Annotated in this window: 23 protein-coding genes; 13 read left to right on the top strand and 10 right to left on the bottom strand. The window is 67.7% G+C overall.

Translation table 11 applies throughout. The features are described 5' to 3' along the window. Positions 1-43 precede the first annotated feature (43 nt). From ACOZBP_RS00340 to ACOZBP_RS00330, 3 genes are read right to left on the bottom strand one after another with little or no spacing between them, the layout of a single operon-like run. Entirely contained in the window at positions 44-553 is a 510-nt protein-coding gene (locus tag ACOZBP_RS00340) for a GNAT family N-acetyltransferase (RefSeq protein WP_422674474.1), read from the bottom strand. Positions 554-604: 51 nt separating this feature from the next. Continuing rightward, positions 605-1,381 (bottom strand): enoyl-CoA hydratase, encoded by a 777-nt coding sequence (locus tag ACOZBP_RS00335; RefSeq protein ID WP_422674473.1) that lies wholly within the window; start codon positions 1,379-1,381, stop codon positions 605-607. Further along, positions 1,378-2,454: an MBL fold metallo-hydrolase gene (locus ACOZBP_RS00330; RefSeq protein ID WP_422674472.1), complete on the bottom strand. Its 1,077-nt coding sequence runs from the start codon at positions 2,452-2,454 to the stop codon at positions 1,378-1,380. The genes ACOZBP_RS00335 and ACOZBP_RS00330 overlap by 4 nt, the downstream gene beginning before the upstream one ends. Before the next feature lie 165 nt (positions 2,455-2,619). On the opposite strand from ACOZBP_RS00330, the gene ACOZBP_RS00325 reads away from it, so the two are divergent. The 4 genes from ACOZBP_RS00325 to ACOZBP_RS00310 all read left to right on the top strand — a co-directional run bounded on the left by ACOZBP_RS00325 (position 2,620) and on the right by ACOZBP_RS00310 (position 5,992). Next, a complete protein-coding gene (locus ACOZBP_RS00325; RefSeq protein ID WP_422674471.1) occupies positions 2,620-3,591 on the top strand; it encodes a hypothetical protein in 972 nt (323 codons plus the stop codon). 103 nt (positions 3,592-3,694) lie between these two features. Further along, complete coding sequence (gene xth / locus ACOZBP_RS00320) at positions 3,695-4,480, top strand: exodeoxyribonuclease III (protein WP_422674470.1); 786 nt, start codon at positions 3,695-3,697, stop codon at positions 4,478-4,480. Between the two features lie 2 nt (positions 4,481-4,482). Next, on the top strand, positions 4,483-4,998 hold the full coding sequence (locus ACOZBP_RS00315) for a hypothetical protein (RefSeq protein WP_422674469.1): 516 nt from the start codon (positions 4,483-4,485) through the stop codon (positions 4,996-4,998). 73 nt (positions 4,999-5,071) lie between these two features. Then, complete coding sequence (locus ACOZBP_RS00310) at positions 5,072-5,992, top strand: cobalamin biosynthesis protein CbiG (protein WP_422674468.1); 921 nt, start codon at positions 5,072-5,074, stop codon at positions 5,990-5,992. Between the two features lie 188 nt (positions 5,993-6,180). On the opposite strand, the gene ACOZBP_RS00305 is transcribed toward ACOZBP_RS00310, so the two are convergent. The 3 genes from ACOZBP_RS00305 to ACOZBP_RS00295 form a co-directional block, all read right to left on the bottom strand. After that, entirely contained in the window at positions 6,181-6,486 is a 306-nt protein-coding gene (locus ACOZBP_RS00305; protein WP_422674467.1) for a GIY-YIG nuclease family protein, read from the bottom strand. Between the two features lie 4 nt (positions 6,487-6,490). After that, positions 6,491-8,188 carry a DNA repair protein RecN gene (recN, locus tag ACOZBP_RS00300; protein WP_422674466.1) on the bottom strand — a complete coding sequence of 566 codons (1,698 nt, stop codon included), beginning with the start codon at positions 8,186-8,188 and terminating at the stop codon, positions 6,491-6,493. Positions 8,189-8,287: 99 nt separating this feature from the next. Next, positions 8,288-9,103, bottom strand: coding sequence for an outer membrane protein assembly factor BamD (locus tag ACOZBP_RS00295; protein WP_422675457.1), 816 nt, complete (start codon positions 9,101-9,103; stop codon positions 8,288-8,290). Between the two features lie 241 nt (positions 9,104-9,344). Here ACOZBP_RS00295 and ACOZBP_RS00290 point away from each other — a divergent pair, with 241 nt between their 5' ends. From ACOZBP_RS00290 to pth, 4 genes are all read left to right on the top strand, one after another. Then, positions 9,345-10,280, top strand: coding sequence for a ribose-phosphate pyrophosphokinase (locus ACOZBP_RS00290; RefSeq protein WP_422674465.1), 936 nt, complete (start codon positions 9,345-9,347; stop codon positions 10,278-10,280). 93 nt (positions 10,281-10,373) lie between these two features. Continuing rightward, complete coding sequence (locus ACOZBP_RS00285) at positions 10,374-11,408, top strand: hypothetical protein (protein WP_422674464.1); 1,035 nt, start codon at positions 10,374-10,376, stop codon at positions 11,406-11,408. Positions 11,409-11,552: 144 nt separating this feature from the next. Further along, on the top strand, positions 11,553-12,167 hold the full coding sequence (locus ACOZBP_RS00280) for a 50S ribosomal protein L25/general stress protein Ctc (protein ID WP_422674463.1): 615 nt from the start codon (positions 11,553-11,555) through the stop codon (positions 12,165-12,167). An 88-nt stretch (positions 12,168-12,255) separates the two neighbouring features. Beyond that, a complete protein-coding gene (gene pth / locus ACOZBP_RS00275) occupies positions 12,256-12,873 on the top strand; it encodes an aminoacyl-tRNA hydrolase (protein ID WP_422674462.1) in 618 nt (205 codons plus the stop codon). A 158-nt stretch (positions 12,874-13,031) separates the two neighbouring features. Here the strand turns inward: pth and ACOZBP_RS00270 are convergent, their stop codons facing one another. After that, positions 13,032-14,630: a DUF4139 domain-containing protein gene (locus tag ACOZBP_RS00270; protein WP_422674461.1), complete on the bottom strand. Its 1,599-nt coding sequence runs from the start codon at positions 14,628-14,630 to the stop codon at positions 13,032-13,034. A 4-nt stretch (positions 14,631-14,634) separates the two neighbouring features. After that, positions 14,635-16,047, bottom strand: a complete 1,413-nt coding sequence (locus ACOZBP_RS00265; protein ID WP_422674460.1) for a DUF4139 domain-containing protein — start codon at positions 16,045-16,047, stop codon at positions 14,635-14,637. 127 nt (positions 16,048-16,174) lie between these two features. Between ACOZBP_RS00265 and ACOZBP_RS00260 the strand changes: the two genes are divergently transcribed. The 5 genes from ACOZBP_RS00260 (at position 16,175) to ychF (ending at position 21,771) form a co-directional block, all read left to right on the top strand. Further along, complete coding sequence (locus tag ACOZBP_RS00260) at positions 16,175-16,561, top strand: hypothetical protein (RefSeq protein WP_422674459.1); 387 nt, start codon at positions 16,175-16,177, stop codon at positions 16,559-16,561. Positions 16,562-16,636: 75 nt separating this feature from the next. Next, entirely contained in the window at positions 16,637-18,715 is a 2,079-nt protein-coding gene (locus ACOZBP_RS00255) for a TonB-dependent receptor family protein (protein ID WP_422674458.1), read from the top strand. Then, positions 18,715-20,085 (top strand): PepSY-associated TM helix domain-containing protein, encoded by a 1,371-nt coding sequence (locus tag ACOZBP_RS00250; RefSeq protein ID WP_422674457.1) that lies wholly within the window; start codon positions 18,715-18,717, stop codon positions 20,083-20,085. Before ACOZBP_RS00255 ends, ACOZBP_RS00250 begins: the two co-directional genes overlap by 1 nt. Before the next feature lie 14 nt (positions 20,086-20,099). Next, complete coding sequence (locus ACOZBP_RS00245) at positions 20,100-20,573, top strand: copper chaperone PCu(A)C (RefSeq protein ID WP_422674456.1); 474 nt, start codon at positions 20,100-20,102, stop codon at positions 20,571-20,573. Between the two features lie 100 nt (positions 20,574-20,673). Continuing rightward, positions 20,674-21,771 carry a redox-regulated ATPase YchF gene (ychF, locus tag ACOZBP_RS00240; RefSeq protein WP_422674455.1) on the top strand — a complete coding sequence of 366 codons (1,098 nt, stop codon included), beginning with the start codon at positions 20,674-20,676 and terminating at the stop codon, positions 21,769-21,771. A gap of 77 nt (positions 21,772-21,848) precedes the next feature. Here ychF and ACOZBP_RS00235 read toward each other — a convergent pair whose 3' ends face one another. Together ACOZBP_RS00235 and ACOZBP_RS00230 are read right to left on the bottom strand one after the other, a co-directional pair. Next, entirely contained in the window at positions 21,849-22,325 is a 477-nt protein-coding gene (locus ACOZBP_RS00235) for a hypothetical protein (protein ID WP_422674453.1), read from the bottom strand. 38 nt (positions 22,326-22,363) lie between these two features. Continuing rightward, a complete protein-coding gene (locus tag ACOZBP_RS00230; RefSeq protein ID WP_422674452.1) occupies positions 22,364-23,974 on the bottom strand; it encodes a M28 family peptidase in 1,611 nt (536 codons plus the stop codon). Positions 23,975-23,992: the final 18 nt, after the last annotated feature.

Genomic DNA, 23,992 nt, shown 5'->3' with positions numbered 1-23,992 from the left:
AACTATGGGGCGCGTCGTCCGGCAAAGGAAGGTCGAACGGGCCTCAGGCGACCGGATGAACCGGACCGGCCGGAGCCACATCCGTGATCGGCAGCCACATGATCCGGCGTCGATCCACCGGCCCGCTGAAGGCGGCGTCCGGCGCGGGCTGGAAGCCGAAGCGCGAGAAATAGGGCGGGTCGCCGATCAGCAGGACGCCGTCCAGTTTCATCGCCCTGGCCTCCTCGACGCAGGCCTGCACCAGTTCCGCGCCCAGCCCGCCGCGACGGCTGGAAGCATCCACGGCGATAGGACCAAGGAAGACCGAGCGCGCCTCGCCCGCCATGATCGACCATAGCCGCACCGAGCCGATCAGCCGCTCGCCCTCATAGGCGGAAAAACCGGCCGCCAGTTGAGCGGCCTCTCGCAGCCGCTCCGCCGTCTTGGCGAACCGACCGGGGCCAAAGGCCGCCAGCACCAGGGCGTCGATCGCCGCCGCATCGCCCAGTCGCTCTCGCTCGATGCGGACGGGCGTCGCGGTTTCAACAGACAAGGGGGCGGCGACGGCGTTCATGCGCGGCGCCTAGACCCCCTGCCCCCTTGAATCAATCGCGTTTGCGAGAAATCAGCCCGCTTTCGAGAAATCCGGCGCCCGTTTCTGGCTGAAGGCCATGAAGGCCTCCATCGCTTCGGGGCTGCGCATCTGGGAGCCGAAGGCGTGCGCCTCGCGCTGCATCAGGCCCCACAGGGCCTCTGCGTCGCGCATCAGGGCCTTGGTCTTGCGGATCGAATTGGGCGCGCGCGCCGCCAGCTTGTCGGCCAACTGGCGGGCCGTGGCCTCGACCTGATCGGCCGGAACCGCCCGGTTGGCCAGCCCCCAGGCCAAGGCCGTCTTGCCGTCGATGGCCTCGCCCAGGGCGAACAGTTCAAACGCCCGCTGGTGGCCGACGGTCGCCGGCAACAGCAACGACGACGCCGCCTCGGGCGCCAGGGCCAGATTGACGAAGGGAACCGACAGCAGGGCGTCCTCGGCCACCACCACCATGTCGCAATGCAGCAGCAGGGTCAGGCCGATGCCCACGGCGCGTCCACGCACCGCCGCCACCGCCGGCTTGTCCAGATCGGCCAGGGCCTTGAGGAAGCGAAACACCCCCATCTCGACCAGATCGCCGCTGCTCTGCGAGCCCAGGGCGATGAAGTCGGCGATGTCATTGCCGGCTGAAAACGAGTCGCCCTCGCTGCGGAACAGGAGCACGCGCACCGCATCATCGACCTTGGCCCGCTCAGTCGCCTCGGCCAGGGCCGTGTACATGGCCTGGGTGATGGCGTTCTTCTTGTCCGCCCGGTCGAAGACGACCGTCATGACGCCGCCGTCCAGTTCGACCTTGATGTGTTCGCTCATTGCGCCGCCTCCGTCAGTGTCCACCAATCGACGCCCGCCTCATCACGGTCACGTCGGGCCCGCCCCTCGCGGGCCAGATAGTTCAAGTGCGCGATCGCCTCGCCCGTCGCCATGCTCAGCACCTCGTCGCCCACCGGGCGCGCGAACAGGGCCGAGAAGATGTCCACCGCTCGGGATGGCGTCCTCAGCGTCCGCTCCAGCCGTTTCAGCGCCACCTCATGGCCGCGGATCAGAGCCTCCAGCCGCGTCGTGACGCCATAGAAGGGCTCGCCGTGCGACGGCAGGATGAACAGGTCGCCCGGCAGCCGCGCCTTCAGCGCCTCAAGCGAGCGCAGCCATTCGCCCAGGGGATCGCCCTCCGGCTCAGTCGGCCAGACCGAAACGTTGGAGGATATACGCGGCAGGATCTGATCGCCCGCCAGAAAGACGCCGTCGCTCTCACGCCACAGGCAAACATGTTCGGGTGAGTGCCCCTCGCCGATCACCACGCGCCAGTCGTGCTCGCCAATCCGAACCACGTCGTCCTGGGAGAGCCGCAGATATGCCGACGGCATCTCCGTCACCGCCTTGCCGAAGCCGCCGTACCCGCTGCGCCAATGTTCGATCTGTGCATCGTTCCAACCTGCGGCGCGATAAAAGACCTCGCCCGAATCCGGAGCCGGCTGCCCCGTGTCGGCCAGCAGCATCCGCGCCGTCACATATTCCAGCCGCGACATCAGAAGCAGCGCATCGAACCGCTCGCACAGCCAGCCCGCCAGACCGATATGGTCGGGGTGCATGTGGGTGCAGATGACCCGCTTTACCGGCTTGCCGCCCAGCGGTCCGGCCAGCGCCGCCTCCCAGCCCGCTTTCGACGCCTCGGTCTTCAGCCCGGTGTCCACCAAGGTCCAGCCGTCGCCGTCCGCCAGGGCGTAGACGTTGATGTGGTTCAGGCTCATCGGCAGGGGCAGGCGCAGCCACAGCACCCCCGGCGCCACCTCGACCGCTCGGCCCGGCTCAGGCGGCGGCCCCGACGGATAGGTCAGGCCGCGTGCGGTCGTCGCCGCCTCATCGCTGATCGCCCCGTCCGCCAAGTCAGTCTCCAATCGCAACGGTCATAGGTTTAAGCCGATTGCTGCGAACGGGTCCAGTGCCGCCCGCACATCGGCTGCGTATGACAAGGTTGTCGGCGGCGCTTGACCGGAAAGCCTGACCCCGCCAAGGCTTGCGCCATCAGTAGAGGCCGAGGAGCCCTTTCCGTGACCATCAAACGTTTCAGCCGCGCTCTGGGGATCGCCGCCGGCCTTGCCGTCATGACGCTCAGCCCGGCGCTTGCCGTCGCTCAAGAACAATCCGGCTCAGCGGCCCAGGCGGGCAATGGACGCCCCCCGGCAGAGCGGGTCCTGCCCGGCCGCATCGGCGGCGACCGCAACGAACGCCAGCAACAGCGCCAACAACGTCAGAAGGCCCCGGCGCCGGTCGATCCTGCGGTTATCAAGGCGGAGGTCGAGGCCCTCTTTGTCGCCGGCGCCACCGCCTGTCAGGTCTCGGAAGCCAATCTGCTCGGCGTCAGCGCCGAACAGGTCAAGATTTACGAGGCGGCCTGCACCGGCGCGCCCGGCTATATTCTGGTCGCCTCGACCCCGCCCCAGATCGTCGATTGCGTCATCCTCGACAGCCAGGCCCAGGCCGCACGCGCAGCCAATCCGGAAGCGCCCACTGGCCCGACCTGCGCCCTGCCGGCCAATCAGGACATTCAGGGATTCCTGAAGGCCTATGCGACCCAGGCGGGCGTTCCTTGCACGGTTGATGAAGCCAAGGTCCGGGGGCAATCGGGCAATGGCGCCGTCGTCTATGAAGTCGGCTGCGTCGGCGTCGACGGCTACTGGATCGAGAAAGCCGCTTCGGGCTGGGAAAAGACCGAATGCCTGCAGGTCATCAGCCAGAGCGGCACCTGCCAGTTCACCACGCCGGCCGAGCAGGCCGCCACGGTCAAATCCTGGCTGACCGGCTCGGACGCCGGCGCCTGCGACGTTCAGCAGGTCCGCCTGATGGGCCAGAACGCCAATGGCCGCTTCATCGAGATGACCTGCGCCGGCGCTGACGGCTTCATCATTCGCCAGAACGCCGAAAAAGCGATCCAGCAGGTCTATCCCTGCGCCACGGCCCAGCAGATCGGCGGCGGCTGCAAGCTGACGACGACGGCTCCGGCGGCAGCGCCGCAAGCCTAAGCCACACCTGATCGACAAACGAAGCGCCGCCGGAGCGATCCGGCGGCGTCTTTGTTTTCGACGAGCCCTTTTCGCCGAACGCGACGCGCCTTAGCCTCAGGCCATGCGCATCGCCACCTGGAACGTAAACTCGGTCAACGCCCGCCTGCCCACCGTGCTGGCCTGGCTGGAAGCCGCCAATCCTGACGTCGTCTGCTTCCAGGAAATCAAATGCGTGGACGAGAAATTCCCGCGCGAGGCCTTCGAAAGCCTGGGCTACAACGTTGAGACCCATGGTCAAAAGACCTACAACGGGGTCGCCATCCTGTCGAAATTCCCGCTGTCCGACATCCGGCGCGGCCTGCCCGGCGACGACAGCGACGAACAGGCCCGCTATCTGGAGGCCGTAGTCGAAGCCCCGCTTCCCGTGCGCGTAGCCTCCATCTATCTGCCCAACGGCAATCCCGTCGGCACCGAGAAGTTTCCGTACAAGCTGGCCTGGTTCCAGCGCCTGCACGACCACGCCAGGGCCCTGCTGGCCTATGAAGAACCGCTGGCCCTGTGCGGCGACTACAACTGCATCCAGACGCCTGACGACGCGGCCAAGCCCGAGGACTGGGTCAACGACGCCCTGTTCCAGCCGGAAACGCGCGCAGCGCTGAACGCCATGAAGTGGCTGGGGCTGGCCGACGCCCACGACCTGGGTCGGGAGCCCAAGGGGACCTACACCTTCTGGGATTACCAAGCCGGCGCCTGGCAGCGAAACAACGGCATCCGCATCGACTACGCCCTGCTGTCGTCTCAGGCGACGGACCGCTTCCGTGGGATCGAGACCCATCGCGACGCCCGCGACATGGAAAAGCCCAGCGACCACGTCCCCGTTGTGATCGACCTGGATCTGGAGGCCTGACCATGGGCGAGACGTTCAGGGTCATCCTGCTGATCGCCCTGACCGCCGCCTTCCTGACCACAGGCGCTCTGATGCTTTCCTGGTGGATGGAACCCGAGCGGCGATTAAAGCGTGCGCTGCTCAAGTCACTGGGCGTCAAGGCCGACACCGAGGCGCTGTCGCCCGCTGAGGGCCGAGCTGCAGGGTTGGATTTCGACGGCGGTCAGGTGGTGGTTCTGTGGAAGCGCGGCTCGCAAGGTCTGGTCTATGGCTTTGACGAGGTCGAGGGCGGCGAGATCATTGTCGACGGCCACGTCGTGGCCCGCGCCCGGCGCGGCGTCCTGCGCAAGGATCTGGATGTGGTGGTGCCCGAGGCGGAGCAGGTCGTGCTGCGCCTGATGTTCAGCGACACCCGCAGTCCCGAGTTCGAACTGGCCTTGTGGAACGCCGACCTGCCCGCCTCCACCGGCTCGCCGTCCGAGGCTCTGCGGCTGGGGCGCCGCTGGTTGTCGCACGTCGAAGCCCTGATGAAGCGCTGATCGCCCTTCCCGGCTCCGTCCCGGAAGGCTAGAACCCCCGCCTCTGCTGTTTACTGTGTTTCAGGAGCCCGCCGTGGCCCGTCTCTTCGACGCCTACATCATCGCCGACTGGACCGCCGCCGAAGGCAAGAAGCTGGGCGAGCAGACGCTCTGGGTCGGCGTCGCCAAGCGGGACGTGCGTTTTCGCCTCTACACCGAGACCCATAACGTCGCCACGCGCGCCGAAGGCGAAGTCCTGATCGCCGACCTGCTGGCCGAGCACAGGAAGCGCGGCGACCGCGTCCTGGTCGGTTTCGACTTCGACTTCGGCTTCCCCGCCGGCACGGCGGCGCGCCTGAAGCTGGACGGCCGCCCGTGGGAAGCCATGGGCAAGTTCCTGGCCGCCAACGTCGTCGACAAGGCCGATAACACCAATAACCGCTATCAGGTCGCGGCCAAGATGAACCGCCTGATGACCGACCAGCCCTGGCCCTTCTGGGGCGCGCCCGCCAGCCAGGCCCAGCGCTGGCTGACCACGACCAAGCCGCCCGAAGGCTCCGGGGCCGACATCCCCGAATTCCGCGCCACTGAACTGGCCGCGCGCAAGGACAAGCTGCCGCCCAAGAGCGTCTGGCAGATGCACGGCGCGGGCGCCGTCGGCGGCCTGACCCTGCTGGGGGTGCCCATGGTGCGCCGCCTGCTGGACAAGCTGGGCGCCTCCGCCGCCGTCTGGCCCTTCAACACCGGCTGGCGCGAACTGACCGAAGCCGACGTCGAGCCCCTGTCGGCCCTGGTGGTCGAGGTCTGGCCCGCAATGTTCGACGCCAAGCGCAAGATCAACGGCGAAGGCGTCAAGGAGTACAAGACCCAGGCCCAGGTCCGCACCGCCGCCGAAGCCTTCGCCCAGATGGACGACGCCGGAGAACTGCAGAAGGCCTTCGCCCCGCCGAAGACGGCGGATGAGGCGCTGGTGGCCCAGGTCGAGAACGAAGAAGGCTGGATCCTGGGGGTGTAAGCCCCCCGACTCCCGCTCGCCTTTCATCACTCTCCGCCCCCTATTCCGCTCATCCCGGCGAAGGCCGGGAGCCAGATCATATGGCGGAGCGGTTGGTTCCTAAGGGCGGCATTGCGCCATCTGAGATAGGCGGCGCGTCTTACAATCTGGATCCCGGCCTTCGCCGGGATGAGCGATTTAGGAGCGGACTATGTCACATAGTCCGCCAGCATATCCCGCCAAGTCGGGTTCCGTTCTTCGATCAGCCGCAGCTTCCACGAGCGCCGCCATTCCTTGATGGCGCGCTCACGTCGAAAAGCGCTTTCGCGGGTTTCGTGCCATTCGGCCCAGACCAAGGTCTTGCAGCCGTTATCGCGCGTAAAGCCCGGCATGACGCCGGATGCATGTTCATGCGCACGACGGCCCAGGTTGTCGGTATGGCCCGTGTAGATCACACCATTGCGACGATTGGCGACGATATAGACCCAGAAGCCTTCCGTGCCGTCGTCGCGCATCGCCCTAGCCTATCAGCACCCGCGCCGCCGCCCGCGCCTCGTCCGTGATCTCGGCGCCGGACAGCATCCGGGCGATTTCTTCCTGGCGGGGATGGGGGTCCAGCACGTCGATGGAGGTGCGGGTGTGGCCGTCGTGGTCGGCCTTGCGGACCTTCCAGTGGGCGTGGCCGCGTGAGGCGACCTGGGGGCTGTGGGTCACGACCAGGACTTGGGCGCCCTTGGACAGACGTTGCAGGCGCGAACCGACGGCTTCGGCCACGGCGCCGCCGACGCCCTGATCGACCTCGTCGAAGATCATGACCGGCTGGCGCTGATCTTCGCGGCTCGCCAACGCCGCCTTCATGGCCAGAGCGAAGCGGGCCAGTTCGCCGCCCGAGGCCACGGTGTCCAGCGGGCCGAAGGGCGTGCCGGCGTTGGTGGCGACCTCGAAGCGGATGGTTTCGACGCCGAGCGGGCCGCGACGGTTCTCGATGGGGTCCAGGGTCACGCGGAAACGGGCGCGGTCCAGCTTCAGCGGGCCAAGCTCCGCCATGACGGCGGCGGTCAGGCGGTCGCCCGCCGCTTCCCGCGCCGAGGTCAGCAGCATGGCGGCCACGTCATAGGCCTCGATCGCCACGGCCACATCCCGACGCGCATTGGTCAGGGCCTCGGCCCCGTCTTCGATCAGGCGTAGTTGCTCGCGCAGACGCACCCGCAGCGCCGGCAGGGCGTCGACCGTGGTGTTCAGTTTTCGCGCGGCGGCACGCAGGCTGAACAGGCGCTCCTCGGCCTTGTCCAGACGGCCCGGCTCGAAGTCGAAGGCGTCGGCGGCGGCGTCCACGGCGGCGACGGCTTCCGTCGCCTCGACCAGGGCGCGGTCCACGGCTTCCGCAGCCAGACCCAGCTTGATGATGATCAGGTTGTCGCCCTCGGCGCCCGCCTGCACAGCGCGCTGGCGGGCGTGTTCGACGGCGCGCAGGGCCGAGGCCAGACGCTGGCTCAGCTTGTCCCCGCCCAGCAGGTTCCGCGCGTCGGCCAGATCGGCCACGGCCTTTTCCGAGGCGCCCAGGATAGCGCGTTCGCCGGCCAGTTCGGTCTCTTCGTCGGGCTGCGGGTCCAGGGCGTCCAGATCAGCCAGGTTGAGCGCGATCTCCTCGGCCTTGGCGGCGGCCTCGGCGGCAGAAGCTTCCAGCGCATCCAGACGCCCTTGCGCGGCCTTCAGCCGTTCAGCGGCAGCGGCCACACCCGACAGCTGGGGCTGCAGGCCGCCATAATTGTCCAGCAGGGCGCGGTGGGTCTTCCAGTCCAGCAGGCCGACCGTCTCGTGCTGACCGTGCACCTCGACCAGCAGGGCGCCGATCTCGCGCAGTGCGGTCACGCCCGCCGGTTGGTCGTTGACGTAGGCCCGGCTGCGGCCGTCAGCCGAGACGACACGGCGAAGGATCAGTTCCTCGCCCGGCGCGACCTCGAAGCCGCGCTCGGCCAGCAGGTCGATCACGGCGGCGTCGTCGGGCGCGGTGAAGACGGCGGTGGCCACGGCCTGCTTGGCGCCCGCGCGCACCAGCCCCGCGTCGCCGCGTGCGCCCAAGGCCAGGCCCAGGGCGTCAAGGATGATGGATTTCCCGGCCCCGGTCTCGCCGGTCAGCACGGTCAGCCCTTCGCCGACCTCAAGGTCGAGGGCGTCGACGAGGACGACGTCACGGATCGAGAGAGTGGTCAGCATGGGTCAGCTTGATTCGACGTTACAGCCCACTGTAGCCGGAAACAGAAGGGGAACGCAGCGTCTTTCCGCAACCCGGCCGCCCGATCGGGGCCGAAAGGCTCAGGCTCCGCCAGGGATGATGCGCTGCAACCAGCTTTCCCGCTTGGCTTCGGGCTGCACCTCCGGTCGCTCGCCCCGTTCAGTCAGGAGCGCGTAGGCTTCAGCATACCAGGGGCTGCCCGGATAGTTGTGGCCCAGAACGGCGGCGTTGCGCGTGGCCTCTTCGTTCAATCCCAGAGCGACGTTGACCTCGACCAGGCGATAAAGCGCCTCGGGCGTGTGCGAGCTGCGCTGGAAAGCCTGATTATTGATCACGGCCTTGTAGCGATTCAGCGCCGCCAGGGGCTGATTGGCGCGTTGATAGAAGCGCCCCACGGCCATTTCCTTGCCGGCCAACTGGTCGTTGACCATGTCGATCTTGATGCGCGCGTCGCTGGCGTAGGCCGTATCCGGGTAACGGCGCGCAACATCGCGAAGCCCGGTCAGAGCGGCTTCAGCATAGGCCTGATCACGGCCGACATCGACGATCTGCTCGAAGTTGCAGATGGCGCGCATGTAGAAGGCGTAGGCCGCCGAAGGATTCCCGGGGAACAGGGCGATGAAACGATCGGCCGCCGCGACGGCGTCCTGATAGTTATTGTTCTGATAATAGGCGTAGATCTGCATCAGGATCGCGCGGCGCGACCATTCCGAATAGGGATGCTGACGCTCGACTTCCTGGAAATAGTCGATGGCGTCGGTCCAGCGCTTGGACTGCAGCCGTTGATAGCCCGTATTGTAGAGCAACTCGACCGGGCGCTCCTCATAGGCCAGTCGCTGGCGCGGCTTGTTCCCGGCGCAGGCGGATACCGTCAGGGCGGCGACGGCGACCGTCATCAGGGCAAGGCCGGTGCGGGACTTCGAAGCGGGCAAGGGCGACCTCTCAAGATGCCTTGATCACAGCGCACCCCCGGTGCGCCGCTGTCATTACGGCGACCTCTATAGCAGCGACGACGCCCATGCCAATGCAGCGAAATCCGTCATGACGGGTTGATGCGGGGCGATCCGCTGTTAAAGAGCGCGTCCAGAAACGACTGTGCTCATTGGCGCAGCGATGACGGCAAAAGGATGACCGGTAATGAAGCTGCTCTCTGGCAATTCGAACCGGACTCTGTCCCAGGCCATCGCCAACCACCTCGACATGCCGCTGACCAAGGCCCAGGTGAAACGATTCGCCGACAACGAGGTTTTCGCCGTCATCGAGGAAAACGTCCGCGGCGAGGACGTCTTCATCATCCAGTCGACCTCCTATCCGGCCAACGACAACCTGATGGAGCTGCTGATCATGACGGACGCCCTGGTGCGGGCGTCGGCGCGGCGGATCACGGCGGTCATGCCCTACTTCGGCTATGCGCGACAGGACCGGAAGACCGGGGGGCGCACCCCGATCTCGGCCAAGCTGGTGGCCAACATGATCACTCGCGCCGGCGCTCACCGCGTCCTGACGATGGATCTGCACGCCGGCCAGATCCAGGGTTTCTTCGATATTCCGACCGACAACCTGGTCGCCACCCCCGTGCTGGCTCAGGACATCAAGGACCACTATCCCCGTGGCGACGATCTGATGATCGTTTCGCCCGACGTCGGCGGGGTGGTTCGCGCCCGCTCGCTGGCCAAGCGGCTGGACGCCGATCTGGCCATCGTCGACAAGCGTCGCCCCAAGGCGGGCGAAAGCGAGGTCATGAATATCATCGGCGACGTCGAAGGCCGCCGCTGCATCCTGTTCGACGACATCGTCGATTCGGGCGGCACCCTGGTCAATGCAGCCCAGGCCCTGATCGACCGGGGCGCGACCGAGGTCTCGGCCTACATCAGCCACGGCGTTCTGTCCGGCCCGGCGGTCCAGCGCGTGACCAACGGACCGCTCAAGGAACTGGTCATCACGGATTCCATCGAGCAGCCTGACGAAGTTTTGAAGTGCGCGAAGATTCGCACGGTTTCCGTGGCTCCCCTGATCGGCGAGGCTATCCGCCGTATCGCCAACGAGGAATCGGTTTCGAAGCTGTTCGATTAACCTTCGGATAACCATTCCCTCAGCGATATAAGACGCATCAGTTTCAGGGGCGCGCTGCGCGCGCCTGCGTTCGATTTTGAGGGAAGTTCGCCGATGTCCCAGGCCTTCTTGCGCCGCGGCCTGTCCGTCGCCGCCATCGCCGCCGCCGCTATCCTGGCCAGTTGTTCGACACCCGAACCCGAAGCGCCGCCCCCGCCGCCCGTGGTCACGCCTCTGCCGGCGGTAAGCCTGAATGAGGGCGTCGCGCAGGCGGCTTCGGTCTACGTCGCCTTCGTCCGGGACGTCAGCACTATCCAGGGCGGCTTCCCGGACGCCGAATCCATCCAGGCGGCGATCCGCAAGGGCGCGGCCTATGAACCTGGCCAGCTGTCGCGGGGGATGATCGCCTACGGCTCCATCCTGGCCCTGCAGTCGCCGGAATATGTGGCCGGCGTGCGCCAGTTCGCCTCCACGCCCGCCCTGCGTCAGCAGATGATCGCCAGCATCGTGGCCGACCCGGCCTACGCCGCCACCCTGCCCGGCGCCCCGGCCGCGGCAGGCCTGATCACCGCCACCATGGGCAAGGACATCGCCGCCCTGACAGCCATCGCCGAGGCGGTCGAAGGCGACGCCTATACGATCCAGGAGCGTCAAGACCCTCGCCGTCGCTGGGCCGTCACGCCGATTCCGAATCGTGAGGTGCGCCTGGAAGGCGCCAAGACCTTGTCGGTGGCGCAACTGCCTTCGGCAGAAGAAAGCCTCCGCCTGCACACCGCGGCCAACAGCGGCTCGGGCCTGAATCTGACGCCCGCACAACGCGGCGCGCCGTTCACGCCGGCCGTCGTCAACTCGCTGGCCATCGCCGCACTGGCCGCCCTGGGCGCCGCAGGCGACGATGCGCGCACCAATACCGACGCACTATCGAGCGAATCGAACAACGAGTTCTGCCTCAGCATGTCCAAGCTGATGCTGTTCCAGTGCCTGGCGGCGTCCCGCCCCAGCTATGAGGACATGTTCTGCGCCGGCCGCCACATCGTGCGCGACCTCGCCACCTGCACGGCCCAGTATACTGGTCCCGTGCCTGTTCAGACGACGCCGGCGGTGACCATCGCCGAAACCAGTTCCACGCCGGGAAGCGTCATGAACTGACGTCGGGCGGGCTGAAACGACCGGGGCGGTTGCGTCCTCCCCCTGTTCCGTGTAATAGCCCGCCCTCTTGAATTCGAGGGTTCATGACCCCGCTGCGCGGGCCCCGGTTGGCGCGGCGTTACTGTTGTTATTGAGGCGAGCCCGATGGCCGAGATCATTCTGAACGTTGACGTCCGTGAAGGCGTGGGTACCGGCAGCGCACGCGCTGTTCGTCGCTCGGGCGCCGTGCCTGGCATCCTGTACGGTGGCGACAAGGCCCCCGTCTCGATCTCGGTGAACGAGAAGGACTTCCGCAAGTCCCTCTACACCGGCAAGCTGCTGGGCCACCTGGTGACCCTGAAGTACGGCGAAGAGACCCAGCCCGTCATCGCCAAGACCGTTCAGTTCGACCCGGTGTCGGACCGTCCGCTGCACTTCGACCTGATGCGCGTCGACGCCAAGGCTCCGCTCAAGATCGAAATCGCCGTTCACTTCAAGAACGCTGACGAAGCGCCCTTCTCGCGCGCCGGCGGCATGCTGGAAGTCGTCCGTCACTCGGTCGAGATCCTGGTCGCCGCCGACAAGATCCCGGAAGAACTGGTTGTCGACCTGAAGGGTCGCGAAATCGGTGAAACCATCCGCATGTCGGACATCACCCTGCCGAAAGGCGCATCGGCCACCATCACCGACCGCGACTTCGTCATCGCCACGATCAAGAACTCGGCCGCTGGTCAATCGGACGCAGGCGACACGACGGCCGAAGCCGAGACCGAAGCCTAAACGCTTCCTTTTTCGGAAAGAATTCAGCCCCGCCCGGTTCGCCGGCGCGGGGCTTTTCTTTGCCCGGATCACAGGGCATGAGGTCCGCATGATCATCATCGCAGGGCTCGGCAATCCGGGCGCCAAGTACGAGAAGAACCGCCACAACATCGGCTTCATGGCCGTGGACGAGATTTCGCGCCGCTGGCGCTTCGGTCCCGAGCGGGCCAAGTTCCAGTCTATCGTCAGCGAGGGCGAGGTCGACAGCGCCGACGGCCCGGTCAAGGTCCTGCTGATGAAGCCGCAGACCTATATGAACGAAAGCGGCCGCGCGGTCGGCGAGGCGGCGCGCTTCTACAAGATCAAGCCCAGCGAGATCATCGTCTTCCACGACGAGATCGACCTGGCCCCCGGCCGTTTCCGCATGAAGACCGGCGGCGGCGCGGCGGGCCAGAATGGCGTCCGCAGCCTGATCAGCCACCTGGGCGCCGACTTCCGTCGCGGCCGCATGGGCGTCGGCCATCCGGGCGAGAGCCACCTGGTCATGCCCCACGTCCTGGGCGACTTCCACAAGGCCGAGAAGCCCTGGCTGGACGCCCTGCTGCAAGCCTGCGCCGACGCCCTGCCGTTTGCCGTGGCGGGCGACGACGAACGCTATCAGGGCGAGGTCATGCGCCTGGCCCCAGCGCCGAAGTTCAGCCCGAGGCAGGCGGCCAAGGGGGAGTAAGCCCCTCTCCCTCCCCTTCATGGGGAGGGTGGTCGCGTAGCGACCGGGTGGGGAGGACGCGGCGATACAGGCGGCGCTTGAACTGCCGAAGCGCCCCCACCCGACCTCGCCTAAGGCTCGGCCACCCTCCCCATGAAGGGGAGGGAGAATGGAAAATCTCAATCCGTCGTCGTCCATGCCGCCTTCAGCGTCGCCGCGCCATTGGCTGGCACAGTCAGCGTCCAGACCGGATAACCGGTGTCGTCCACTTGGCTACGCACCGACTGGCTGCGAAGGCGGAAGCCGCGTGACATCGCCGCGTCGGCGACCAGTTCGATGGTGACAGGCTCGGCGCGGGCGTTGGTGACGGTGGTCTCGATCTCGGAGCGGTCCGTCGTCACCGCTCCGCGTGTCGAGCTGGTCGATTTCACCAGCCGCGTCTGCACCCGCACGTCGGGCGATTCGCCGAACGACAGGCGCACCGGCAGGCCCACGCCCTTGTCCACAAAGCGGTCCTGACCAGCCAGCAGGACGCCCCCCGCCCCGTCCGGCTGCATCACCGCCACCGAGCCGCCCGGCAGGGCGACGCCGAGGCCAGCCGCCTCCTCGTTCTTCAGTTTCAGCAGGATCGCCATGGGGCGAGCTTCTTCGTTGCCGTTCGGCACGTAGGCGCGATAGACTCGCTCATAGGCTACGCCCTCGCGTTCCAGAAAGCGCACCTGCTTGGTCTGGCGCGCAGCCACCGTGGTCGGTTCCGGCAGGGTGTAGATCTTGTAGTCGCCCAGTTCGCCCTGCCGGGCGATGCGGCTGCCGGAGACCACGATTTCATCGGTGATCACCGAGGCTTCCTCGGCTCGGGCCATCATCGGAGCCGGAGGGGGTGGAGGCGGCGGCCCGCCATACTCGACGAACTGGCCCGATCCGAACGTCGTCGTCCCCTGCGGCCAGCACTGGTTCTGCTGATAGCGCACCACCGGCTCCACGGGCACGGTCCCCGCATCCTTCCTCAGCGTCCCCGCCACCACCTGCACCGGAGCATCGGGGAAGCCCGTCCCGCCAAAGTTGGCGAGCGTCAGCCAGCCGGTCAGGTCCAGCGTCCCGTCCGACGGGTCCAACCGCGCGACATAGTCGGCCGACCACTGCAGTCCCGTCGTCAGATAGGCCAGGGTGACGGTGTGGCGCCCCGCCCGCTCGGCCCGGGTGCGGACCGACAGCACCGGCTGGTCGCCAAGGCCCTCAGGGATTCGGTCGAAGATGACGCGCTCGGTCTGGCCGGAACAGTCCAGAGCCTCGAACCGCCCGTCGATCTCCAGCACGGTCCCTTGCGCGCCCGCCCGGATCACGGCGGCCTTTTCCACCTGTTCGCCGGTCGCCGGATTGGTGCGGACCACGCGCACCACCTCGCCCACCGACTTCTCCATCAGGCTGGCGGGCGACAGCAGGTCGAAGTCGGCGTTGCGCTCGACCACATGGGCCGGTAGGCCCTCCAGCACCGCGCTCTGCGGCACGACGCCCGTAGCCAGACCCCGGAAACGGATGATCCCCTCGCCCGCCGGCAGGTCGACGGTGCGCGTCTCGACGATCAGAGCCAGACCCTCGCGGTCGAGCCGGCTCCAGGGCTGGCGCGACTGCTCCATCAGGGCGACCGTATCGACCGGCTGGTCGCGGTAGATGACGACGGTCGCCGTGTCCGGGCGCGCGGAGACGCTTTCGGTCTGCGCCCATACCGAGGGCGCCAGGACGGTCAGGGCCGTGGTGATCGCCAGAAGGCGGCGCATCGGATCAGCCGCCGGTCGTGATGGTCGCGGTCAGCTTGGTCTCGCCGTTGGCCGGCACAGGCACGCGCCAGACCACGGTGCGGGCGTCGCGCATCTCGCCCTCGATGCTCTGCTCCGACAGTTCGGTGTCGCGGCCCAGACCGCGCTGGCGCACCTCGACCGTCACCGGCTCGGGCCGGGCGTTGCGGACCGTGTATTCCATCGCATAGCGGGTGCGGAAATAGTCCACCAGTCGCCTGGACGTGCGCTCGGACGAGACCAGACGCGGCTGCACCGTCACGTCAAAGGCCTCGCCGGTCGTGACCACGATCTCGGACCCGGCGGGGGAGTGATCGACCTGATCCTCGCCGATGAAGCGCGGCTCGCCCGCCTCGTCCTTCACATAGACGCGCATGACCCCTGCCGGCAGGGCGCGGGCGGCGTTCCCCGATCCATTGCTGAAGATGACGCCGACCTCGGCCGCAACCGGCTCCTCAAAGGTCTGGAAGCCGTCGATGACGTTCAGATAGCGCTTGGTCGCGGGCACGCCCGCCGCGTCGATCAGGCCGACCTGCTTGGTCTGGTTGTTGGCGACCGTGACGGCTTCCGGCAGCGGATAGACATAGACGTCGGCCAGGGCGCCCTGACCGCCCGTCTGCGTGCCGTTGCCGCGCTGGCCGGGCCGCACCACGCCGCGCGGGTTGTAGCCGTTGTTGTCGTTGATCAGGTTGACGTCGCCCGCCACCACTCGCGTCTGGGCATTGCTGAAGGTCGCGCCGGAGTTGTTGGTGATGGTGATCCAGCCGGTCAGGTCCAGCTTGCCCGCCTTCTCGTCGAAGCGGGCGACATAGTCGGCCTTCCACGCCAGGCCGGTGGTCAGATAGGAGAGCGTCGTCTCGCGACGGCCGGCGCCTTCGGCGTCCAGGGTGACGCTGAGCGTCGGGCGCGGGCGCAGATTTTCCGGCACCCGGTCAAAGATGACCCGCGTCGGCACCCCGTCGTCGCGCAGCACCTCGATCCGGTCGCCGATCTGCAAGACCACGCCCTGATTCGCCGCCAGGACGCGGGCGCGCTCGGTCGTCTGGGCACCCGAACCGGGGTTGGTGCGGACGATGCCGATGTCGCCGCCGACGGCGCTTTCCATCAGCTTGCCGGGCGTCAGCAGGTCATAGTCGAAGTTCTGCTCGACCACCGACAGGCCGCGCCCCGACAGGCCGACCGTCTCCGGCCGGATGCTGGCGGAGACGCCCGGAAACTCCTGGCGCGATCGCCCGGCGGGCACGTTCAGGTTCCGCACGTCCTCCACCAGGGCGATGTTCTGATTATAGACGGTCAGGGAGACGCGGTCGGGTCCGCCCGGCCCCTCCTCCACCTGTTGCGCCATTACCGGCGCGGCCAGCAGCATGGCGACGGCGAAGGGTCCGAGTGCGCGGATCATGAGGTCTTCCCTGAGCGTTTCGGCGGCCACGCTGACACGGAGAAACGGCCGTTGTCGAGGGTGCGCGGCGTCCCGTCGCGCTGGACGGGTCTGGCTTCACATTGCGGGAAGGTTTAAGCCCCGGCCTGTGACCCGGTCCCAGAGTGAAAACTGGTCGATTGCGCGCTCGCTGGCCTTCCTGGCCGCGACGTTCGCCATCGTGATCGGAACTCTGCTGCCGTTCGCGGCCCTGGCGGCCTCGGTCCCCGGTCTGCCCATCGTCATCTGCTCGGCCGAGGGGCCGCAGACGATCCAGACGGGCGGCGTCGACGGCCCGGTCAACCAGCATGTCGGGGCCAAGTGCGCGGCCTGCGTCATGCCCCTTCTGGCCGCCCTGCCCGAACCGCCCGCGCCGACGCCCGCTCCGGCCGTCCGCATGGTCGCGCCGGTCGTCTATACGCCCTTCCGCGTCAGTCCTCCGCCGCCGGCCCGCGCGCCGCCGCGCCCGCCGTCCACCGCCCCTCCCCACGCCTGAAAACCAGACCTATCGACGCCGCGCGCCTGCTGACGGGCCGCGCGGCTGCATTTCTGTTTTCAGGATTCCAGTTTCATGTCTTTCAAGACCACCGCAGCGCCGTGCGCGCTGCTCATCGGCGCCTGCCTGGCGCCCGCCCTTGCTCATGCATCCGAGGCTGAGGGGCCGAACGCTGAAGGTCCGGCCACCGTCGTCGACAGCATAATCGTCACCGGGCGCCGCAACGCCGAGGACCCCGCCGTCGTGGCCGAGGCGCGCGACCGTCTCAGCCGCACCCCGGGCGCCGTCGCCGTCGTCTCGGCCGAGAGCTATGCCGACCGCTTCGCCCAGGGCTTCGCCGACACCTTGCGCAACGTGCCCGGCGTCCTGGCCCAGAAGCGCTATGGCGAGGAAAGCCGCCTCTCCATCCGCGGCTCGGGCATCGCCCAGGGCTTCCACCAACGCGGCGTCCTGCTGGCCCAGGACGGCGTCCCCTTCGCCGACGCCGACGGCTTCTCCGACTTTCAGGGCGTCGACGCCCTGAGCGCCCGCTACATCGAGGTGTGGAAGGGGTCGAACACGCTTCGCTTCGGCGGGGCGCAGCTGGGCGGGGCGATCAATCTGGTCACGCCGACGGGCCGCACGGCGCTGCAAGAGACCCTGCTTCAGCTGGAAGGCGGCAGCTTCGAGTCCTGGCGCGGCCACGCCGCCGTCGCTCGCACGCACGGCGACTGGGACATCTACGCCGCCGTCACCGGAATGCAGAGCGAGGGCTGGCGCGACCACAGCGAACAGTCGCAAGGCCGCCTGACCGTCAACGCCGGGCGCGCGTTCGGCGAGGACCGCGAGGTGCGCCTGATCGCCCAGGCGGCGGACATCAAGCAGGACATCCCCGGCGCCCTGACCCTGGATCAGGCGCTGAAGACGCCGCGCATGGCCTCGACCTCCGCTCTGACCGGGGATCAGGCCCGCGACCTGACGGTCAAGCGCCTGACGCTGCAGACGCGCTGGCGCTTCAATGAATCGATGCTGTTCGAGGGCGCCGTATGGGGCTGGGAGAAGTCGCTCTATCACCCGATCTTCCAGGTCGTGGATCAGGACAGCGCCACGCGCGGCGCCTTCGCCCGCATCGACTGGACGGGTCAGGTCGCGGGCCTGCGCGCCGACGCCTTCTATGGCTTCAGCTGGCGTGACGGCGACCTGGACGCCCTGCGTTATGTCAACATCGCCGGCGATCGCGGCGTCCTGACCGCGAAGGGCAAGCAAGAAGCGACGGGGCTGGACGTCTTCGCCGAGGGGCGCCTGTTCGTCACCGACCGACTGGCCCTGGTGGCGGGCGGATCCTGGGGGCGCGCCACGCGCGACTATCGCGACCATCTGAACCCGGCCAATGACGACAGCATCGACTACGACTGGTTCTCGCCGCGTCTGGGCCTGTTGTGGGAAGCCGAGGACGGCGCCCAGGTCTTCGCCAACGTCACCCGCTCGGTCGAGCCGCCGACCTATGGCGCCCTGGTGCAGGCCCCGCTGACTGGCTTCACCCCGGTCGAGGTTCAGGACGCCTGGACCGCCGAAATCGGCACGCGCGGCAGACGCGGCGCCTTCGCCTGGGACCTGACCGCCTATCGCAGCCAGATCGACGGCGAGATGCTGAACTTCATCACCGGCCCGGACATTCCCGCCGCCACCTTCAACGCCGACAAGACCCTCCACCAGGGGATCGAGGCCGGTCTGGACTGGCGCCTGCCCGTCGAACTGGCGGACGGCTCCCTGCTGCTGCGCCAGACCTGGACCTGGAGCGACTTCCGCTTCGACGGCGATGCGCGCTGGGGCGACAACCGCCTGCCGGTCGTGCCCGAGCATCAGTACCGGGCCGAGCTGACGTGGCGCCATGCCTCGGGCGTCTTCGTCACCCCTTCGGTCGAGTGGCGGATCAGCAGCCCCTATGTCGACTACGCCAATACGACGAAGGCGCCCGACTATGCGGTGCTGGGCCTGACCGGCGGCTTCAGCATCGGCGCCAACGCCTCAGTCTATGTCGACGCGCGCAACCTGACGGACGAGCGTTACGTCGGCGAGTTCTCGGCCGTGACCGACGCGCGCACGACATCGACCGCCGTCTTCTTCCCCGGCGAGGGCCGCTCCGTCTTCGTCGGCGTCAGGCTGGCCTACTGATGAGCCGTCCCGCCACGAGCAAGAGCGAGGCGCCGGACAGAATGTCCGGCGCCTATCGCGCCGTCTGGCGCTGGCACTTCTACGCCGGGGTGCTGGTCATGCCCTTCCTGATGCTGCTGGCCCTGACCGGCGGCCTCTATCTGTTCAAGGATGAGATCGATCAGGTCGCCAACCGACGGATGATCCAGATTCCCCATGCGGCGACTGAGACCGCGCCTGAGGCCTGGATCGCCAGCGCGGCTCAGGCCGGTGGCGGTCGGGCGGCCAGCCTCCTGCTGCCCGCCGCCGCCGACCAGGCGGTTCGGGTGCGTGTGGACCGTCCTGACGGCGCGCAGAAGACCGTCTTCGTAGATCCCCATACGGCCCGCGTGACCGGCGTCACCGACTATGGCGGCGTCACCGAGATCATCAAGAAACTGCACTCTCTCAGCCTGTTCGGCGGGACAACCGGCAAGGCGCTCAACATCCTGATCGAGATCGTCGCCGGGTGGACCATCGTCCTGTGCGCCACCGGGCTCTATCTGTGGTGGCCGCGACGGCGTCAGGGCGCGGTGCTGGTCCCACGTGAGACGGACGCGCGTCGTCGCCCCTTCTGGCGCGACCTGCATGCCCTGGTCGGTCTTTATGTTGGCGGAGTCATCCTGTTTCTGGCCGTGACAGGGATGCCCTGGTCCGCGGTCTGGGGCGATCAGGTCATGGGCCTGGTGAAGGCCAGCGGCTGGGGCCGCCCGCCCGCGCCCGTCGCCGGGGCCTGGCAGAGGGCCGAGCATGATGATCACCCCGCCGGCGCCGGATGGACCATGGAGGGCGTCGTCCTGCCCGCGCCGTCCCACGACCGACACGACCTGACGGCGGTGGTCACGACGGCCGAGGTCCGCGACCTGCCGCGCCCCTACACGGTGTCGATCCCGGTCCAGGCCGACACGGCCTATACCGTCACGGCCCAAGTCCGCCGGGTGCAGGACAGCCGCACCCTCTACATCGACCCGGCGAGGGGCGCCGTTCTGGCCGACATCGGCTTCGACCGCTTCGGCCCCGGGGCCAAGGCCATCGAGTGGGGCATCTACACCCATCAGGGCACCCAGTTTGGCCAGATCAATCGCCTGATCATGCTGGCCGGCTGCATCGGCGTCTGGCTGTTGGGCCTGAGCGGCCTGATGATGTGGTGGAAACGTCGCCCGCCCAGCCTGGCCCGCGCCCGCCTCGGCGCACCGACCGCCCCGCCCGGTCCGCGCATACGCCTCGCCATCCTGGGAATCGTCATCCCGCTTTGCATCCTTTATCCCCTAACGGGACTGAGCCTCGTGGCCGTACTGCTGCTGGATTTCGCAGCACGACGCCTCATGCGGCCCCGCCCCGTCGTTTCCTGAAAGAAAGACCCGCCATGAAACGCATCCTCGCCCTCTCCGCCTTCCTCGGTCTCGCCGCCTGCGGCCAGCCCGCCGAGAAGACGGCTGAGACCGCCGCCGCCGCCCCCGGAACCGTCACGGTCGCCGACGCCTGGTGCCGCCCCACGCCCAACGGCGCCAAGGCCGGCGGCTGCTACGTCACCCTGACGGCCGGATCCGACGACCGCCTGCTCAGCGTCTCGACCGCTCTGGCCGACAGCGCCCAGGTTCATGAGATGAAGATGGAAAACGGCGTGATGAGCATGTCGGAACTGAAGGACGGCCTGCCCCTGCCCGCTGGTCAGAAGGTCGAGCTGAAACCGGGGTCCACGCACATCATGCTGATGGGCCTGCGCGACCCTCTGGTCGACGGCGGCGTCGCCTCCTTCACCCTGACCTTCGAAAAGGCCGCGGCCATCGGCGTCCACGCGGCGGTCAAGCAGCCGCCGGTGGTGGATTCGCAGGAATAGCAGCAGCGTCCCTCTCCTGATGGGAGAGGGTGCGTTGCTCGCCGCCGCACCTGACAAACGGGCCCGAACCCGCTAAAGGCTCGCGCTCACGAGGAATCCCATGGCTCTTAAAGTCGCGATCGTCGGCCTGCCCAACGTCGGCAAGTCCACCCTGTTCAACGCCCTGACCAAGACGGCGGCGGCTCAGGCCGCCAACTATCCGTTCTGCACCATCGAGCCGAACACCGGCGACGTGGCGGTCCCGGAGCCGCGCCTGGAGGTGCTGGCCGGCATCGCTGGGTCCAAGGAGATCATCCCCTCGCGGATCACCTTCGTGGACATCGCCGGTCTGGTGCGCGGCGCGTCCAAGGGCGAGGGCCTGGGCAACCAGTTCCTGGCCAATATCCGCGACTGCGACGCCGTGGCCTTTGTCGCGCGCTGCTTCGTCGATGACGACATCACCCACGTCGAGAACCGCATCGACCCCATTTCGGACCTCGAGATCATCGAGACCGAACTGATGCTGGCCGACCTCGAAAGCCTGGAAAAGCGGGTCGTCAACGTCGAGAAGAAGGCCAAGGGCGGCGACAAGGAAGCTCAGACCACCCTGCGTCTGATCAACCTGGCCCTGACGGCGCTGCGCGCCGGCAAGCCCGCCCGCGTGGCCCAGGTGGACAAGGAAGACGAGAAGGCGTGGCACATGCTGCAGCTTCTGACCTCCCTGCCCGCCCTCTACGTTTCCAACGTGGAAGAAAGCTCGGCTGACAAGGGTAACGAGCTGTCCGACCTGGTCGCCAAGCGCGCCGCCGAGGACAACGCCAACTCGGTGGTCATCTCGGCCCAGATCGAGTCGGAAATCGCCGTCCTGGACGACGAGGAGCAACGCGGGTTCCTCGAAACCCTGGGTCTGGAAGAGCCCGGCCTGAACCGCCTGATCCGCGAGGCCTACAAGCTGCTGGGCCTGCAGACCTACTTCACGGTCGGCCCCAAGGAAGCCCGCGCCTGGACCATCCCCGTCGGCGCCACCGGCCCGCAAGCCGCCGGCGTGATCCACACCGACTTTGAAAAGGGCTACATCCGCGCCGAAACCATCGCCTACAACGACTTCGTCACCCTGAAAGGCGAAGCGGGCGCCAAGGAAGCCGGCAAGATGCGCGCCGAAGGCAAGACCTATGTCGTCAAGGACGGCGACGTCATGCACTTCCTGTTCAACAACTAGAGCCTTCGCGCTCCGGTTTGGAACTGCTGCAAGGCCGCCCGACCGGGCGGCCTTGTTCGTTCAGGAGCGCTGTGTCGTCAGCCGGCCAGGGTGGTGCAGCGGATCAGACGAACGGGACGATCAGCCTGGTCCATTCGAGTAATGATCAGCGTCTGCCTGGTCGCCGTCAGACGAAGGCGCTCGTAGCGCGCCTGACCCTCGGAATCGCATTTCAGGGCCAATTCGTATCCTGTGCTGATCTGGGTGATGCGCTGGATGTCGCAACGGTTTTCGTAGCCGCGAAACTCGGTGGTGGTGATTTCGATGGGCACGCGATCACCGCGAGGATTGAAGCACCAATCCGCCTCGGCCGCCCACCGCCCGACGAAGTTGACCGGCCCCGCGCCCGGCAACATGGATTCAGCGCCGGGGGGGCGCTCGGCTGGGGCGGCCGCCGCAGCCGGTCCCTCGATCGGGCGTGCCGGTTCAGTGGGCGGATTGACGCCGCCGTCCCGGTCACAGGCGGCGAGCAGACACAAGGGCGCCGCCAAGGCGGCTGTCAGGAAATGGCGCATTCCTGACAAACGCCGTAGGGCCGCCCCGGTTCAGACCCTTATCGACGCGCCCCGTCGCTGGTCGCGCGAACCTGACCGAACTCGGACGTCGGCTTCCAGGTCGGCCATGCGTCGCTGTTGGCCAGTTGCAGGCCCAGGCGATACAGCAGGGTCAGGTTCTCGACCGCCGAGCGCAGGTCCCAGTCGGCGGACCATTCATCGCTGGGCTTGTGATAGTCGGCGCCGAACTTGGCCTTCCACGCCGCCAGGCCGGCTTCCTTGCCGCCCTCGACCCAGTCGACGCCGTGCCATGGCATCAAGGCCGGAACGCCCGCGCGAGCGAAGGGGAAGTGGTCAGAGCGGTAATAGAAGCCCTGCTCCGGCTGGCCGTCGTCGGAGACATAGCGGCCCTCTGCGGCCGCCAGGGTCTGCAGGTCGTCCTCAAGGCTGTTCTGACCCTTGCCGAAGATCGGCACGTCCTTCGTCGGACCGCTGAGGGGCAGCATGTCGATATTGATGTCGGCCACCGTCGTCTCCAGCGGATAGACCGGATCGGCGGCATAGGCGTAGGCGCCCAGCAGGCCCATCTCCTCGGCCGCCATGTGGGCGAAGACGATCGTGCGGTCCGGCGCGGGCGCGGCCTTCAGCTGACGCGCCATCTCCAGCACGCCGATGGTGCCCGAGGCGTTGTCCCAGGCGCCGTTGAAGATCTTGTCGTGGCCCGCCGCGTTCTCGTTGACGCCGACATGGTCCCAATGGGCCGAATAGATGATGGTCTCATTCGGGCGCTCGGTTCCCGGAATCTTGGCCAGCAGGTTGTGGGTGCGCAGGGTGTCCATGGTCTCGGCCGTCTCGACCGACATGGTCACGCCCGGCACGGCGAAGGCGCGGAAGTCGCCCGTGCCAAGACGCGGGGTCAGTTCGGCCATATCCAGACCCAGGGCCTTGGCCGTATCGGCGTTGATCGCGCCAGAGAACTCCAGATCGGCCGCGCCCGGCGTCAGGGTGCGGGTGCGGGCGTTGCCCTGGGCCTGGCGGGTCCAGGCGGTGTCGGTCGCGGTCGCCTTCGACACGGTGATGACGCCCAGGGCGCCGCGGCGCTTGGCCTCGTCCGCCTTGTAGGCGCCGGACTGGTAGTTGGTCGTGTAGGGGCCGTTGAACAGATCCCCGTCCGGCTCGCCGCCGACGACCAGGACGATCTTGCCAGTCACGTCGAGGCCGCCGTAGTCGTCCCAGCCGCGCTCCGGCGCATGAATGCCAAAGCCGGCGAAGACCAGACCGGCATTGGCGATGGCCGCCCGACCGTCATTGCTGACCGCCCGCAGGGTGATGTCGGTTCCCGGCGTCAGGGCGTGGACCTGACCGTCCGCGCCGGTCCAGCTGGCCTTGGCGGCGTCAGCGACCGGGGTGAAGCGTTTCAGGTCGATGACCTGCAGCCACTGGCCGTTCGGGCCGCCGGGCGCCAGGCCCATGGCCTCGTACTGGGCCTGCAGCCAGTCCAGCGTCTTCTTCTCGCCGTCGGTGCCGGGATAGCGGCCCTGGAAGTCGTCGGCGCTGATGGTGCGGATGTCGTCCGACAGACGCTGGGCCGAAAAATCCTGAGCCGCGGCCGAGCCGACGGCGAACAGAAGGGCGGCGGCGGCGACGCCGCTGATGAACCGACGATGCATGGAAACTCCCGAGCCCTC

It is taken from the genome of Brevundimonas sp. NPDC058933 (assembly GCF_049315965.1).
Classification (GTDB): domain Bacteria; phylum Pseudomonadota; class Alphaproteobacteria; order Caulobacterales; family Caulobacteraceae; genus Brevundimonas.
The sequence above is the reverse complement of the archived record's forward strand: the minus strand, read 5'-3'. Positions and strand labels throughout refer to the sequence as shown.